This is a genomic window from Erythrobacter westpacificensis (genome assembly GCF_039542285.1).
GTDB classification, from domain to species: Bacteria; Pseudomonadota; Alphaproteobacteria; order Sphingomonadales; family Sphingomonadaceae; genus Alteraurantiacibacter; species Alteraurantiacibacter westpacificensis.
In genome coordinates, this window is sequence record NZ_BAABHV010000009.1 from 342,176 (window position 1) to 355,704 (window position 13,529).

The window sequence follows — 13,529 nt, forward strand, 5'->3', positions numbered from 1 at the left end:
TTGGCTTGCCGGGACGGTCCGATCATCGGCGCCCGGCAGTTCCTACGTCAAATTACTCAGCGCCACCGGGGGTGGCTTCGGCGACTTCCAGATCCGCTTCCACGGCCTGGCCACGGCTCGCGACCAGGCGATCCTTCACCGCCCAGGTCTTGGTCTTGGAGATCGGCTTGGTCTCCTCGATACGAACCTTGTCGCCAACGACATATTCGTTCTTCTCGTCGTGAGCGTGATACTTCTTCGAACGCTTGATGATCTTGCCGTAAAGCGGGTGCTTCACGCGGCGTTCGACGAGCACGGTCACGGTCTTGTCGGTCTTGTCGGAGGTGACAGTCCCGGTCAGGATACGCTTGGGCATTGTCTACTCCTTACGCTTTCGCTGCTTCACGGGCGCGTTCGCCCTGAAGCGTCTTGATGCGCGCGATCTGGCGACGGACTTCCTTGACGCGGGCCGGACCTTCCAGCTGGTTGGTCGCAGCCTGGAAGCGCAGGTTGAACTGCTCTTTCTTGAGCATGGTCAGCGCTTCGTTCAGCTGGTCGTCGGTCTTCGTGCGCAGGTCTTCGGTGTTGCTCTTGTCAGCCATTATTCGCCTCCCAGGTGCGAGGTGTCGCCGAAGCGGGCGATGACCTTGGTCTTGATGGGCAGCTTCATGGCAGCACGTTCGAAAGCGAGCGCGGCCACGGGGCCGGGAACGCCGTCGAGTTCGAACAGGACGCGGCCCGGCTTCACGCGAGCGGCCCAGTATTCGACGGAACCCTTGCCCTTACCCTGACGGACTTCGGCAGGCTTCTTCGACACGGGAACGTCGGGGAACACGCGGATCCACAGGCGACCCTGGCGCTTCATCGCACGGGTGATGGCACGACGGGCGGCCTCGATCTGGCGAGCGGTCAGACGCTCCGGCTCGAGAGCCTTGAGACCGTAGGCGCCGAAGTTGAGGGTGGTGCCACCCTTGGCGGTGCCATGGATCTTGCCCTTGAAGGCCTTGCGATACTTGGTCTTTTTCGGTTGCAGCATGGTTCTTTACCTCAACGAGCCGGGCGGACGCCGGACGTCTGCGATTCCATCATCAGGCGGTCCTGCGAGGTCGGATCGTGACCCAGGATCTCGCCCTTGAAGACCCACACCTTGATGCCGATGATGCCATAGGCGGTCAGCGCCTCGGCTTCGGCATAGTCGATGTTGGCGCGCAGCGTGTGCAGCGGCACGCGGCCTTCGCGATACTGTTCGACGCGGGCGATTTCGGCACCACCCAGACGGCCGCCGCACATGATCTTGATGCCTTCGGCACCAAGGCGCATGGCCGACTGCATCGCGCGCTTCATGGCGCGGCGGAAGGCGACACGGCGAACCAGCTGATCGGCAATGCCCTGGGCGACGAGCTTGGCATCGATTTCCGGCTTGCGGATCTCGACGATGTTCAGCTTCACTTCGCTTTCGGTCATGGTCGACAGCTTGGCGCGCAGCTTCTCGATGTCAGCGCCCTTCTTGCCGATGATGACGCCGGGACGCGCAGCATAGATCGAGATGCGGCACAGCTTGGCCGGACGCTCGATCACCACCTTCGAAATCGCTGCCTGCGGCAGGGTATCGATGATGTACTTGCGGATCTCAATGTCTTCCTTGAGCAGCTTGGCATAGTCGCCACCTTCGGCGTACCAGCGGCTGTCCCAGGTGCGGTTGATCTGCAGGCGCAGACCGATCGGATTGCTCTTGTGACCCATCTTACGCCTCTTCTGCTTCGCGTACGACGATCCGCAGCCGGCTGAACGGCTTCAGGATCCGCGTGGACTTGCCACGGCCGCGCGTTGCGAACCGCTTCATGGTGATCGACTTGCCGACCGACGCCTCGGCGACGACCAGGGAGTCGACGTCGAGATCGTGATTGTTCTCGGCATTGGCGATTGCCGATGCGAGCACCTTCTGTGCATCGCGGGCCATCGCGCGCTTGGAGAAGGAGAGGATGTTCATCGCTTCCTCGGCCTTCTTGCCACGGATGAGGGCGGCCACGAGGTTCAGCTTCTGCGCGGAACCACGGATGGTGGTGCCGACAGCCAGCGCCTCGTTGTCCGCCACGCGGCGGGGAGACTTAGCCTTTGCCATTAGCGCTTACCCTTCTTGTCGGCAGCGTGGCCAGGGAAGCTGCGCGTGGGCGCGAACTCGCCAAGCTTGTGACCGACCATTTCCTCGTTGACCGAGACGGGCACGAACTTGTGCCCATTGTAGACGTTGAACGTCAGGCCGACAAAATCGGGCAGGATCGTCGAACGGCGCGACCAGGTCTTGATCGGCTTGGTGTTGTTCGCTTCCTGCGCTTCCTGCGCCTTCTTCAGAAGGCTCAGCTCGACAAACGGACCTTTCCAGACGGAACGTGCCATTGGTGCTTACCTCTTCTTCTTCGCGTGACGCGAACGGATAATCATCTTGTCCGTCTGCTTGTTCTTGCGGGTACGGGCACCCTTGGTCGGCTTGCCCCACGGAGTAACCGGATGACGGCCACCGCTGGTGCGGCCTTCACCACCACCGTGCGGGTGGTCGACCGGGTTCTTGGCGACACCGCGCGTCAGGGGCTTAACGCCCATGTGACGGCGACGACCGGCCTTACCCAGGTTCTGGTTCTGGTTGTCGGGGTTCGAAACCGAACCCACGGTGCCCATGCAATCGGCGCGCAGGTAGCGCTGCTCGCCGCTGTTCAGACGCACGATAACCATGCCGCGGTCGCGACCGACCAGCTGCACGTAGGTGCCTGCCGAACGGGCGATCTGGCCGCCCTTGCCCGGCTTCATCTCCACGTTGTGGATGATGGTGCCGACCGGCATCTGGCCCAGCAGCATCGCGTTGCCCGGCTTCGTGTCGACCTTCTCGCCGGCGACAACCTTGTCACCCGGTGCGAGACGGTTGGGCGCGATGATGTAGGACAGCTCGCCGTCTTCGTACTTGATCAGCGCGATGAAAGCGGTGCGGTTGGGATCGTATTCGATCCGTTCCACGGTCGCTTCCATGTCCCACTTGCGACGCTTGAAGTCGATGAAGCGGTACTTCTGCTTGTTACCGCCGCCCTTGCCGCGCGAGGTAACATGGCCCTTGTTGTTACGGCCACCGGTCTTGCGCTTGCCTTCGGTGAGCGACTTGACCGGGCCACCGCGGTGGAGGCCGGTCTTGTCGACCAGGACGAGGCCGCGGCGTGCCGGGCTTGTCGGATTATATGTTTTCAGTGCCATCGGATCAGCCCACGCCTTCCGTGATGTCGATCGGATCCTGACCCTCTGCGAGAGTCACGATTGCCTTCTTTTCATCGTTGCGCTTGTAGAGCTTGCCCTTCCAGCGCTTGCTCTTGCCCTTCGAGACGATCGTGTTCACGCTCTTCACCTTGCGATCGAAAAGAGCCTCGATGGCCTCCTTGATCTGCGGCTTCGTCGCATCGTTCGCCACCTTGAACACAACTGCATTGTCTTCCGACAGGAGCGTTGCCTTCTCCGTGATGTGCGGAGCAAGAATCACGTCATAGTGACGCGCGTCGATTGCTTCTTTCTTAGCCATTGAAACGCGCCTCCAGCTTTTCGACAGCATCCTTGGTAAGGACCAGCGTGTCGTGGTTGAGGATGTCGTAGACGTTCGCGCCGACAGCCGGCAGGACATCCACACCCGGAAGGTTGCGGGCAGCCTTGGCGAAGCCATCGTCGACGCTTTCGCCGCCGATCACCAGCACCTTGCCGTTCCAGCCATTCTTGTCGAAGTGACCCTTGAGGGCCTTCGTCTTGGCATCGGACAGCTCCAGGCTGTCGAGGATGACCAGGCCATCCTTCGCCTTGCTGGACAGAGCCATCTTCAGGCCGAGCGCGCGCACCTTCTTGTTGAGCGACTGCTCGAAGTCACGCTTGCGGGCACCGTGGGCCTTGCCGCCGCCGATGAAGATCGGGGCACCCCGGTCACCGTGGCGAGCGCCGCCGGAACCCTTCTGGCGACCCCACTTCTTGCCGGTGCGGGCAACGTCCGAACGCTCACGCGTCGGGCGGGCCGTGGCGCGGCGGTTTTCCAGCTGCCACGTAACCACGCGGTGCAGGATATCGGCACGCGGCTCGACACCGAAGACAGCGTCGTTCAGTTCGACGTCGCCGGCGGCCTTGCCGTCAATTTTCTGGACCTTGACCTTCACGATCAGGACTCCTTCTTGTCGTTAGGTTCGGCCTCGGGCGTTCCGCTCTCGGTGCCGACACCCGCGTCCTGCTGCTGAGCCAGCTTTTCCTGCTGCTCGGGCGAGACTTCGGGGTTCACAGCGTGTTCTGCCGCGCTTTCGACCAGGCCTGCATCGGCCTCTTCGGAAGAGAATTCATCGGCGTTACGACGCATGGCGCCGGGGAACGGCAGACCTTCGGGAAGCGGCAACTTCACGGCATCGCGAACCAGCAACCAGCCATTCTTGGCACCCGGCACGGAGCCGCGCACGAAGATCAGGCCGCGCTCTGCATCGGTGCGCACGACTTCGAGGTTCTGCTGGGTGCGCTGACGGTCGCCCATGTGACCGGCCATCTTCTTGTTCTTGAAGACCTTGCCCGGATCCTGGCGGTTACCCGTCGAACCGTGCGAACGGTGGGAGATCGATACGCCGTGCGTTGCACGCAGACCGCCGAAACCCCAACGCTTCATGGCGCCGGCAAAGCCCTTACCCACGGTGTGACCCGTGATGTCGACCTTCTGGCCAGCGACGAAATGGTCGGCGGTGATGGTGGCACCAACAGGAAGGAGACCTTCCTCGTTTTCCACGCGGAATTCGGCAACCTTCATCTTCAGGCCGACGTTGGCCTTCGCAAAGGCCTCACGCTGCGGCTTGTTGACGTTCTTCTGCTTCGCATCGCCGGCGCCGAGCTGCACCGAGAAATAGCCGTCGCGGTCGGCCGTACGCTGTCCGGTGACCTGGCACCCTTCCAGCGACAGAACCGTCACAGGTACGTGACGTCCATCCTCCTGGAACAGGCGGGTCATCCCGACTTTCTTCGCGATCACGCCAGTGCGCATGATCCAAACTCCTTAAACAGAGGCACAAGGGGACCATCCCCAGGTGCGTGCCCAACCCATCGATTTTTATGCTGCGAGCCCCGTCCGGGCTGAACTGCTTTCACGGCCTAGGCCGATCGGGCGAGACGGGGAACGCAGCCCGGACCATGAATTTCCCGAGGGAAGGTCCGGCGGTATTCCTTGTGTCCCGATGATGTGTCACCGGGCGCTGTCTTCGCGATCTCCCTATCTGGAGATCGGTATGCTCCGGCAGGACCGGAGCGGTTGCTGACTCAGGCCAGCTTGATTTCCACGTTCACACCCGCGGCAAGATCGAGCTTCATCAGCGCGTCGACCGTCTGGGCGTTGGGCTGCACGATGTCGAGCAGCCGCTTGTACGTGCGCACCTCGAACTGCTCGCGCGACTTCTTGTCGATGTGCGGGCCGCGGTTCACGGTGAACTTCTCGATACGCGTCGGCATCGGAATCGGACCACGAATAAGCGCGCCAGTGCGACGTGCCGTATCCGCGATTTCGCCAGTTGCCTGGTCGAGCACGCGGTGATCGAAAGCCTTGAGGCGAATACGAATATTCTGTGCGTCCATAATTCCGTCTACCGATGCGAAAGAGCCAAGCGAGCCATCAACAGTTGCCGCCTCCGGCCCGCCAAAAATAAAAAGGCCCGCCCCGCTCTAACCCGGTATTCCGGAACGGGCGGCCTTCCCTTAAATTCGTTTTGAAAGAGACGAATCTCTTTCTGTTGGCGCGCATATACGGGGGAGAGGGTGAACTGACAACCCCCGAAATGCGTCATTTTTCGGACACCACCCCTCCCCCGTTGAAACGGCGGGAAAACAGGAGGCCGCCCTCATAAAAAGGGCCCGGCACTCGATGTGAGTGCCGGGCCCCTTTATTCCGCCGCGCCTGGTGGCGCGGGCCGGATTACTTGGTGATCTTCGAGACGACGCCCGAGCCAACCGTACGGCCGCCTTCGCGGATAGCGAAGCGCAGGCCTTCGTCCATGGCGATCGGAGCGATCAGCTTGACCGAGATGGTCACGTTGTCGCCCGGCATCACCATTTCGGTGCCTTCCGGCAGGATCACTTCGCCCGTCACGTCGGTCGTGCGGAAGTAGAACTGCGGGCGGTAGTTGGCGAAGAACGGAGTGTGACGGCCGCCTTCGTCCTTCGACAGGACGTAAACCTCAGCCGAGAACTCGGTGTGCGGGGTCACGGAACCCGGCTTCGCGAGAACCTGGCCACGCTCCACTTCGTCACGGCCAACGCCGCGGATCAGGGCACCGATGTTGTCGCCGGCTTCGCCACGGTCGAGCAGCTTGCGGAACATTTCGACGCCGGTCACGGTCGTCTTGGTGGTGTCCTTGATGCCGACGATTTCGACTTCGTCGCCAACGTTCACAACGCCGGTTTCGACACGGCCGGTAACAACCGTACCACGACCCGAGATCGAGAACACGTCTTCGATCGGCATCAGGAAGGCCTGGTCGACCGGACGGTCGGGCTGCGGGATGTGCTCGTCGACAGCCTTCATCAGTTCGATGATGGAGTTCTTGCCGATTTCGTCGTCACGACCTTCGAGAGCGGCCAGAGCCGAACCCTTGATGATCGGAATGTTGTCGCCGTCGAAGTCGTAGTCGCTCAGCAGTTCGCGAACTTCCAGTTCGACCAGCTCGAGCAGCTCTTCGTCGTCAACCTGGTCGACCTTGTTCAGGTACACGACCAGGGCCGGCACGCCGACCTGACGCGACAGCAGGATGTGCTCGCGGGTCTGCGGCATGGGGCCGTCAGCAGCGTTCACAACCAGGATAGCACCGTCCATCTGGGCAGCACCGGTGATCATGTTCTTCACGTAGTCAGCGTGACCCGGGCAGTCGACGTGAGCATAGTGACGAGCTTCGGTTTCGTACTCGACGTGTGCGGTCGAGATGGTGATGCCGCGCTCGCGCTCTTCCGGAGCCTTGTCGATGTTTGCGAAATCGACAGCAGCACCGCCGTAGGTTTCAGCCATCACCTTGGTGATAGCAGCCGTCAGCGTGGTCTTGCCGTGGTCAACGTGACCGATGGTGCCGATGTTGCAGTGCGGCTTGTTCCGCTCGAATTTTTCCTTCGCCATTTTTCTAATAACCTCTGTTAGTCAAAAGTTGAATTTCACCGGGAGAGGAAGCGGCACCCGTTGAATAAGGCGCCGCCCCTAGACGCTTGCCCATGCTTAGGCAAGCTTCTCCTTGATCTCCTGCGCCACATTCGACGGAACTTCGTCATAGTGGCTGAACTGCATCGTGTACTGGGCACGGCCCTGGGTGAACGAACGCAGCTCGTTCACGTAACCGAACATGTTCGCCAGCGGCACGTGAGCCTCGACAACCTGGGCATTGCCGCGGCTGTCGGTACCCTGGATCTGGCCACGACGGGAGTTCAGGTCGCCGATCACGTCGCCCATGAACTCTTCCGGAGTCACGACTTCCACCTTCATCACCGGCTCGAGCAGGTTGATGCCCGCACGCTCGGCCGCTTCGCGCATCGCGCCGCGACCGGTGATTTCGAATGCCACCGTGCTCGAGTCGACGTCGTGGTACTTGCCGTCGATCAGCTCGATGGTGAAGTCGATGATCGGGAAGCCGACCAGGTAGCCGCTCTCGGCCTGCTCGCGCATGCCCTTCTCGACCGACGGGATGTATTCGCGGGGAATGTTGCCGCCCTTGATCTGGTCGTCGAAGATGATGCCCTGGCCGCGTTCGCCGGGGACGACGCGAACCTTGGCTTCACCGAACTGGCCCGAGCCACCCGACTGCTTCTTGTGGGTGTAGGTCACTTCGACCGGCTTGCGGATGGATTCGCGGTAGGCAACCTGCGGTGCACCCACGTTGGCTTCCACCTTGAACTCGCGCTTCATGCGATCGACCAGGATGTCGAGGTGAAGTTCGCCCATGCCCTTGATGATCGTCTGGCCCGATTCGTGGTCGGTCGACACGCGGAAGCTGGGATCCTCGGCAGCCAGGCGGTTGAGGGCAACGCCCATCTTTTCCTGGTCGGCCTTGGTCTTCGGCTCCACCGACAGCTCGATCACGGGCTCGGGGAATTCCATCCGCTCGAGAATGATCGGGTGCTGCGGGGCACACAGGGTATCACCGGTGGTGGTTTCCTTCAGGCCCGCGATGGCGACGATGTCACCGGCGAATGCTTCTTCGATGTCCTCACGGTTGTTGGAGTGCATGAGCAGCATACGGCCGATCTTCTCGCGCTTGTCCTTCACCGAGTTCAGCACGGTGCCCTTGGAGAGCTTGCCCGAGTAGATGCGGGTGAAGGTGAGCGAGCCGACGAACGGGTCGTTCATGATCTTGAAGGCGAGAGCGGCAAAAGGCTCGTCATCCGAGGACGGACGCGTCTCTTCCTTCTCCTCGTCACCCGGAACGACGCCCTTGATGGCGGGAACGTCGATCGGGCTCGGCATGTAGTCGACCACGGCGTCGAGCAGGGGCTGCACACCCTTGTTCTTGAACGCCGAGCCGCACAGCACGGGAACGAAAGCCTGCGCCATGGTGCCCTTGCGGATCAGCTTCTTCAGCGTGGCCGCATCGGGCTCTTCACCGCTTTCGAGGTAAGCTTCCATCGCGTCGTCGTCCTGCTCGACGGCAGTCTCAACCAGCTTCTCGCGATATTCGGCAGCCTTGTCGGCGAGGTCGGCGGGAATGTCGACGTAGTTGAACTCGGCACCGAGGCCTTCCGATTCCCAAACGATGCCGCGCATGTTGACGAGGTCGACCACGCCCTGAAGGTCGCTTTCCGCACCGATCGGCAGGTAAAGCACCAGCGGCGTTGCGCCGAGGCGATCGATGATCGACTGCACGCAATAGTAGAAGTCGGCACCGGTACGGTCGAGCTTATTGATGAAGCACATCCGCGGAACCTTGTACTTGTCCGCCTGGCGCCACACGGTTTCGGACTGCGGCTCCACGCCGGCCACGCCGTCGAACACGGCGACCGCGCCGTCGAGCACGCGCAGCGAACGCTCGACTTCAATGGTGAAGTCCACGTGTCCGGGGGTGTCGATGATGTTGATGCGGTGCTTGGGTCCCTGGCCGTCTTCGGCGGACCAGAAGGTGGTCGTCGCAGCCGACGTGATGGTGATCCCGCGTTCCTGCTCCTGCTCCATCCAGTCCATCGTCGCGGCACCATCGTGCACTTCGCCGATCTTGTAGGACTTGCCGGTGTAGTAGAGAATACGCTCTGTCGTGGTGGTCTTGCCGGCATCGATGTGAGCCATGATGCCGATGTTGCGATAACGCTCCAGCGGATAGTCGCGGGCCATGTTGAATTCCTCAAAAGGTTCGGGGCGAAAAGGATCGCGCCCCATATAGTCTCGAATGTGACCGCTTGAAGACCGAGGCCGAGGCCCCGGTCTCACAAGCAGAACACTTTACCAGCGGTAGTGCGAGAAGGCGCGGTTCGCGTCCGCCATGCGGTGCGTGTCCTCGCGCTTCTTCACGGCATTGCCGCGGTTGTTGGCGGCATCCATCAGCTCTGCCGAGAGGCGTGCGCTCATGGTGGTTTCGGCACGGCCGCGCGCGGCGTTGATCAGCCAGCGGATGGCCAGCGCCTGGGCACGCTCGGGGCGAACCTCGACTGGCACCTGGTAGGTGGCACCACCGACACGGCGGCTGCGCACTTCGACCTGCGGCTTCACGTTGTTCAGCGCTTCATGGAACAGGGCGACGGGATCGCTCTTGGCACGGCTCTCGACAGTGTCGAGCGCGGTGTAGACGATACCTTCGGCCACGGCCTTCTTACCGTCCAGCATAAGGTTGTTCATGAACTTCGACAGCACCTGATCACCAAACTTGGGATCGGGCAGGATTTCCCGCTTCTCGGGACGACGACGACGACTCATCTTTCAATTCCTTCGGAATGCGGCGACCCCTCCGGGCCGCCTTGCGGTGCCAGCCCGCTCCCCCACCCGGCCACCCAGAGGATACCTTGTAAGGTGTCCGGGTGGGGGAGCGCGCCGACGCCGCGTGAAACTTACTTCGGACGCTTGGCGCCGTACTTCGAACGGGACTGCTTGCGATCCTTCACGCCCTGCGTGTCGAGCACGCCGCGCAGCACGTGGTAACGCACGCCGGGAAGGTCGCGCACACGGCCGCCGCGGATCAGCACCACGGAGTGTTCCTGCAGGTTGTGACCTTCGCCGGGAATGTAGGCGATGATCTCGCGCTGGTTGGTCAGACGGATCTTGGCAACCTTGCGCAGTGCCGAGTTCGGCTTCTTCGGGGTCGTCGTGTAGACGCGGGTGCAAACGCCGCGCTTCTGCGGGCTGGATTCCATCGCCGCAGACTTGCTCTTCTTGACGATGGGCTGGCGCGGCTTGCGGACCAGCTGGTTAATAGTCGGCATAAAATCTCTTCACCGTTTTGTGGGCTGGAGCCTTGCCCCCTCCCTCGCTCGCGAACGAACGGGAGTGCGGCAAATGCCCTTCACCCGTGGATGGCACCATCGGCAGACCGGATGGAATGTATCGGGTTCGTGCGACGCCATACGACCGCTCGTCCTGAGCCTGTCGAAGGATCGCGCGAGCCTGAAACGCTCCACCCGGAAACCTGAAGCACCGGGTTACTTTGACGGCTGCCCCCGAAAGCGTAGCGTCCAAATCAGGACGTTTCCGCTCCAATAGAAAAAGGCTCCACCTGTCGGGGAGCCCCGGGACATGACCGGCAATGTTCAGCTCTATCTGGCCGGGGACTCGCTACGAGAGCGGCCTCGGATGGGCGCGCAGATAGTTGGATTTGGGCGGGGGGTCAAGGGGAGACGCGAGCGCCGTTAGCAGAGTTGGATCTTAGCCTTACTCATCAACGTCGCCAAACTTCGAAAGTCGATGAACAAGCTTCTCGTAACTCTCCGGGCCAAGCTGCGGCGGCTGCACGACAAACTCCCAAACCAATTCGCCAATGGGGGTTTCGTCGTTAAGGACCTTACGCATTTCGGATCGCGGAACGCCATAAACATTCCTCATTGTCTGAAAGAGTTTGTTCCCTTCAGCCCACTCGCCAGAATTGCCGAAATGTCCAGGTATGAGCATTCGCCATTTCGGTGCGCCAGACGGTTTCACATCTGCAATTTCTTCCGCAATCAATTGGCATAAATAATTCATTGGAACGACGCGGTTTTCAATCAAGGCTAACGCCGTGCGCAACCGATCAAAGAATTTGAAGATGCCTCGTGGCGATATTCGGTGAAATTCTAATAGATAAGCTAGCCACTGAATTGAAGTCAGTGAATTCCTATTGTCGCCGATATGTGTCTGCGGAAACCAAAGCTCATTATCATGAGATTGAGCGATGGATGGGTAAATAGATTGAACCAAGCTTTCCATGCTTGGAAATGGCAGTCTGAAAGTTCGATCAATGAATCGATCTAAATATTGTCGACCATCAAACTGCGATCCGTATTCATGCGAAAAAGAGCTGGACAACTGATCAGAATTTATCCCGATTATGAAATATACTTCGGGGACGTTAAATAGGTGCTTTATCTCTTCGAGCACTTTGATTGCATAATTTGGGCGGCACCTGTCTAATTCTTCAATAATGATAAAGACTGGCAATGAGAGACCCTGCCTCTCAGCCTGCTTAGCTAACTCCGAAAGAGCGGCGCGTAATTCGTTAACTAGGCCTCTTGCGCGCTTATGCTCGAAAATCCTTTCGCGAAGATACTCTCTCGATGATGTCGAAGGTGAAGTCTTAGCTAGATCATCCGATGCGTCTTCTAAAGCATCGTCCGTAGCCGTTCTAACCTCGCTCCGGAGTTCCTCATCGGAGCCGTCCCAAACCGCCTCGATCCCTTCAACAGCACCTTGCGTAATAAGGAATTTGAGAGCTTGTTTACTAAGACCTTTCCCGCCTATTAGCGCAATCTTGCCAGCCTTACTCGCAAAGTTAGTCCATCTATCTTCGATCTCTTTTGTGTAAGATTCACTCTTGAAGGCTTCTTCGAGGGTCGCAGCCAGCGAAATCAATGGCTCTCCGACAAAATCATCAGACCAAGTATCAAGATATGCAACGGGAGATTCGCAGGAAATCTGGCGAGCTAATCGCTTCAAAAAGAACGTCTTTCCTATTCCATAGCTTGCATCGACAGCAATGACCTGAGAACGCTCTTCACCAACAAATGAGCCATAGCGATAAGCGCTTCGGATATAGGAAATTAGATCATTCGCGTCATCCTTTCGACCGAATAGATCGTCCGCCCAAGGATCGCTTATTGAGTCAATCATGCTCTCTCTTCAACCAATGTAGCATCAACCTCAAGTTGGCTGAGCTACATTTCCACCAAGAAGATCAAAGAGTTTAGCATCGTGTTTTACGGTCGCCCTCCCCTATAAGCCCCCCGGGCATACTCTACGCCGACAAATGACCAAGCACCCAATCTTTTGTTCAGCCTCAAGCGCCGGCGTTCGCGTCCGCTCACTTGGCTTTCCTCCGCTTCGCTCCGGGCGCGCGTTTGCGCTTGCGGCGCGCTGACGCGCGCCGAGCATCGCCAGCCAGAAAGCTCTTTCCTACGCTGCGGGTAAGTTGCTCCACCGCCGAGCATGACCAAGAACCTCCCTCATCGTCCCCGCGCCACGCCCTCGCAAGCCACGTCCTACGTCACCGCCCCGCCCTCGCCGGTCGAGCCGTGCGATCCACTGCTCGATTTTGCGCCGGTGCCGCACACGGCTCCGCGCAGGAATTCCATCACGCCCGATCGCCAGCGCCGCTTCATCGCCCATCTTGCCGCCACCGGCATCGTCAAGCAGGCCGCGCTCCATATCGGGGCCAGTCTGGAGGCGCTCTACAAGCTTCGCCAGCGGCCCGGGGCGGAGGAGTTCCGCGCTGCGTGGGACATGGCGGTGGATCGCGGCGTCTCCCGGCTGGAGGATTGCGCGCTCGCCCGCGCGATAGAGGGGGAGGAGCGCATGGTCGTCTCCTCCGGCAAGGTGCTGGGCACCGAGCGGCGGCATAACGAGGCGCTGGTGATGTTCTTCCTGCGCAGCCGCCGGGCGGACCGCTATGGCAAGCAGGTGCTGCCCGGCAGCCCGCTCTACGAGACGATCAAGGCGCAGGTGCTGGCCGAATACCACGCCAGCCGTCCCAGCAAGGCAGAGACGCTCGCCCGCCTCAACGCCAAGCTCGACAAGATGCGCGAACGCCGCGCGGCGGCAGAGGCGATGCTGGCGGGGGATAAGGGGGAAGGTTCTGCGGCGTAGTTTGTTTGTGTGAGCGCCTCCGCGGGAATTTTTGTTTGTTCCCTCAAGCGCCGGGCGGGGCACGTCCGTGCCCCTTGGCTTTCCTCGCATAAGCTCTGGCGCGCATTCGCGCTTGCGGTCGCTGCGCGCCCGTTTCCCGCGCACGCTTTGAAGTCATGCTGGAGTTCGGTCGGCGCCTAGCCAACCGCAAGGGCGACCGCCCGCCCGCAGCGGGCGCGTAGCGAAGCGGAGCGCGTCTAGCGAGGATGTGAGCGCGGAGGCGCTCACACAAACAAAC

At 60.5% G+C, this 13,529-nt stretch carries 17 protein-coding genes; 1 reads left to right on the forward strand and 16 read right to left on the reverse strand.

What is annotated here, in order from left to right; all coding sequences use genetic code 11:
- Positions 1 to 52 precede the first annotated feature (52 nt).
- The 16 genes from rpsQ to ABFX23_RS06420 all read right to left on the reverse strand — a co-directional run bounded on the left by rpsQ (position 53) and on the right by ABFX23_RS06420 (position 12,280).
- Positions 53 to 355: a 30S ribosomal protein S17 gene (gene rpsQ, locus ABFX23_RS06345; RefSeq protein ID WP_346032253.1), complete on the reverse strand. Its 303-nt coding sequence runs from the start codon at positions 353 to 355 to the stop codon at positions 53 to 55.
- Between the two features lie 10 nt (positions 356 to 365).
- On the reverse strand, positions 366 to 581 hold the full coding sequence (rpmC, locus tag ABFX23_RS06350; protein ID WP_120078139.1) for a 50S ribosomal protein L29: 216 nt from the start codon (positions 579 to 581) through the stop codon (positions 366 to 368).
- Complete coding sequence (gene rplP, locus ABFX23_RS06355) at positions 581 to 1,015, reverse strand: 50S ribosomal protein L16 (RefSeq protein WP_120078138.1); 435 nt, start codon at positions 1,013 to 1,015, stop codon at positions 581 to 583. Before rplP ends, rpmC begins: the two co-directional genes overlap by 1 nt.
- An 11-nt stretch (positions 1,016 to 1,026) precedes the next feature.
- Positions 1,027 to 1,722, reverse strand: a complete 696-nt coding sequence (rpsC, locus tag ABFX23_RS06360) for a 30S ribosomal protein S3 (protein WP_120078137.1) — start codon at positions 1,720 to 1,722, stop codon at positions 1,027 to 1,029.
- 1 nt (position 1,723) lies between these two features.
- The gene (gene rplV / locus ABFX23_RS06365) at positions 1,724 to 2,101 is read right to left on the reverse strand and encodes a 50S ribosomal protein L22 (RefSeq protein ID WP_120078136.1); all 378 of its coding nucleotides are present in this window, start codon (positions 2,099 to 2,101) and stop codon (positions 1,724 to 1,726) included.
- Entirely contained in the window at positions 2,101 to 2,376 is a 276-nt protein-coding gene (gene rpsS / locus ABFX23_RS06370; RefSeq protein WP_120078135.1) for a 30S ribosomal protein S19, read from the reverse strand. Before rpsS ends, rplV begins: the two co-directional genes overlap by 1 nt.
- A 6-nt stretch (positions 2,377 to 2,382) precedes the next feature.
- Positions 2,383 to 3,219 carry a 50S ribosomal protein L2 gene (gene rplB, locus ABFX23_RS06375; protein ID WP_346032254.1) on the reverse strand — a complete coding sequence of 279 codons (837 nt, stop codon included), beginning with the start codon at positions 3,217 to 3,219 and terminating at the stop codon, positions 2,383 to 2,385.
- A gap of 4 nt (positions 3,220 to 3,223) precedes the next feature.
- The gene (locus tag ABFX23_RS06380; protein ID WP_346032255.1) at positions 3,224 to 3,538 is read right to left on the reverse strand and encodes a 50S ribosomal protein L23; all 315 of its coding nucleotides are present in this window, start codon (positions 3,536 to 3,538) and stop codon (positions 3,224 to 3,226) included.
- Positions 3,531 to 4,154 (reverse strand): 50S ribosomal protein L4, encoded by a 624-nt coding sequence (gene rplD / locus ABFX23_RS06385; RefSeq protein WP_346032256.1) that lies wholly within the window; start codon positions 4,152 to 4,154, stop codon positions 3,531 to 3,533. The genes ABFX23_RS06380 and rplD overlap by 8 nt, the downstream gene beginning before the upstream one ends.
- A gap of 2 nt (positions 4,155 to 4,156) precedes the next feature.
- A complete protein-coding gene (rplC, locus tag ABFX23_RS06390; protein WP_346032257.1) occupies positions 4,157 to 5,014 on the reverse strand; it encodes a 50S ribosomal protein L3 in 858 nt (285 codons plus the stop codon).
- Positions 5,015 to 5,286: 272 nt separating this feature from the next.
- The gene (rpsJ, locus tag ABFX23_RS06395) at positions 5,287 to 5,598 is read right to left on the reverse strand and encodes a 30S ribosomal protein S10 (protein WP_120078130.1); all 312 of its coding nucleotides are present in this window, start codon (positions 5,596 to 5,598) and stop codon (positions 5,287 to 5,289) included.
- A gap of 337 nt (positions 5,599 to 5,935) precedes the next feature.
- Positions 5,936 to 7,126, reverse strand: coding sequence for an elongation factor Tu (tuf, locus tag ABFX23_RS06400; RefSeq protein WP_346032258.1), 1,191 nt, complete (start codon positions 7,124 to 7,126; stop codon positions 5,936 to 5,938).
- A 96-nt stretch (positions 7,127 to 7,222) separates the two neighbouring features.
- Complete coding sequence (gene fusA, locus ABFX23_RS06405; RefSeq protein WP_346032259.1) at positions 7,223 to 9,322, reverse strand: elongation factor G; 2,100 nt, start codon at positions 9,320 to 9,322, stop codon at positions 7,223 to 7,225.
- A 108-nt stretch (positions 9,323 to 9,430) separates the two neighbouring features.
- The gene (gene rpsG / locus ABFX23_RS06410) at positions 9,431 to 9,901 is read right to left on the reverse strand and encodes a 30S ribosomal protein S7 (protein ID WP_120078127.1); all 471 of its coding nucleotides are present in this window, start codon (positions 9,899 to 9,901) and stop codon (positions 9,431 to 9,433) included.
- Positions 9,902 to 10,032: 131 nt separating this feature from the next.
- Positions 10,033 to 10,404: a 30S ribosomal protein S12 gene (gene rpsL, locus ABFX23_RS06415; protein WP_120078126.1), complete on the reverse strand. Its 372-nt coding sequence runs from the start codon at positions 10,402 to 10,404 to the stop codon at positions 10,033 to 10,035.
- A gap of 445 nt (positions 10,405 to 10,849) precedes the next feature.
- The gene (locus ABFX23_RS06420) at positions 10,850 to 12,280 is read right to left on the reverse strand and encodes a KAP family P-loop NTPase fold protein (protein ID WP_346032260.1); all 1,431 of its coding nucleotides are present in this window, start codon (positions 12,278 to 12,280) and stop codon (positions 10,850 to 10,852) included.
- A 315-nt stretch (positions 12,281 to 12,595) separates the two neighbouring features.
- Here ABFX23_RS06420 and ABFX23_RS06425 point away from each other — a divergent pair, with 315 nt between their 5' ends.
- Entirely contained in the window at positions 12,596 to 13,252 is a 657-nt protein-coding gene (locus ABFX23_RS06425; protein WP_346032261.1) for a hypothetical protein, read from the forward strand.
- Positions 13,253 to 13,529: the final 277 nt, after the last annotated feature.

What these genes read in the sequence shown, in the direction of transcription:
- rpsQ (WP_346032253.1), bottom strand. Translation starts at nt 355, where the DNA reads ATGCCCAAGCGTATCCTGACCGGGACTGTCACCTCCGACAAGACCGAC.
- rpmC (WP_120078139.1), bottom strand. Translation starts at nt 581, where the DNA reads ATGGCTGACAAGAGCAACACCGAAGACCTGCGCACGAAGACCGACGAC.
- rplP (WP_120078138.1), bottom strand. Translation starts at nt 1,015, where the DNA reads ATGCTGCAACCGAAAAAGACCAAGTATCGCAAGGCCTTCAAGGGCAAG.
- rpsC (WP_120078137.1), bottom strand. Translation starts at nt 1,722, where the DNA reads ATGGGTCACAAGAGCAATCCGATCGGTCTGCGCCTGCAGATCAACCGC.
- rplV (WP_120078136.1), bottom strand. Translation starts at nt 2,101, where the DNA reads ATGGCAAAGGCTAAGTCTCCCCGCCGCGTGGCGGACAACGAGGCGCTG.
- rpsS (WP_120078135.1), bottom strand. Translation starts at nt 2,376, where the DNA reads ATGGCACGTTCCGTCTGGAAAGGTCCGTTTGTCGAGCTGAGCCTTCTG.
- rplB (WP_346032254.1), bottom strand. Translation starts at nt 3,219, where the DNA reads ATGGCACTGAAAACATATAATCCGACAAGCCCGGCACGCCGCGGCCTC.
- ABFX23_RS06380 (WP_346032255.1), bottom strand. Translation starts at nt 3,538, where the DNA reads ATGGCTAAGAAAGAAGCAATCGACGCGCGTCACTATGACGTGATTCTT.
- rplC (WP_346032257.1), bottom strand. Translation starts at nt 5,014, where the DNA reads ATGCGCACTGGCGTGATCGCGAAGAAAGTCGGGATGACCCGCCTGTTC.
- rpsJ (WP_120078130.1), bottom strand. Translation starts at nt 5,598, where the DNA reads ATGGACGCACAGAATATTCGTATTCGCCTCAAGGCTTTCGATCACCGC.
- tuf (WP_346032258.1), bottom strand. Translation starts at nt 7,126, where the DNA reads ATGGCGAAGGAAAAATTCGAGCGGAACAAGCCGCACTGCAACATCGGC.
- fusA (WP_346032259.1), bottom strand. Translation starts at nt 9,322, where the DNA reads ATGGCCCGCGACTATCCGCTGGAGCGTTATCGCAACATCGGCATCATG.
- rpsG (WP_120078127.1), bottom strand. Translation starts at nt 9,901, where the DNA reads ATGAGTCGTCGTCGTCGTCCCGAGAAGCGGGAAATCCTGCCCGATCCC.
- rpsL (WP_120078126.1), bottom strand. Translation starts at nt 10,404, where the DNA reads ATGCCGACTATTAACCAGCTGGTCCGCAAGCCGCGCCAGCCCATCGTC.
- ABFX23_RS06420 (WP_346032260.1), bottom strand. Translation starts at nt 12,280, where the DNA reads ATGATTGACTCAATAAGCGATCCTTGGGCGGACGATCTATTCGGTCGA.
- ABFX23_RS06425 (WP_346032261.1), top strand. Translation starts at nt 12,596, where the DNA reads ATGACCAAGAACCTCCCTCATCGTCCCCGCGCCACGCCCTCGCAAGCC.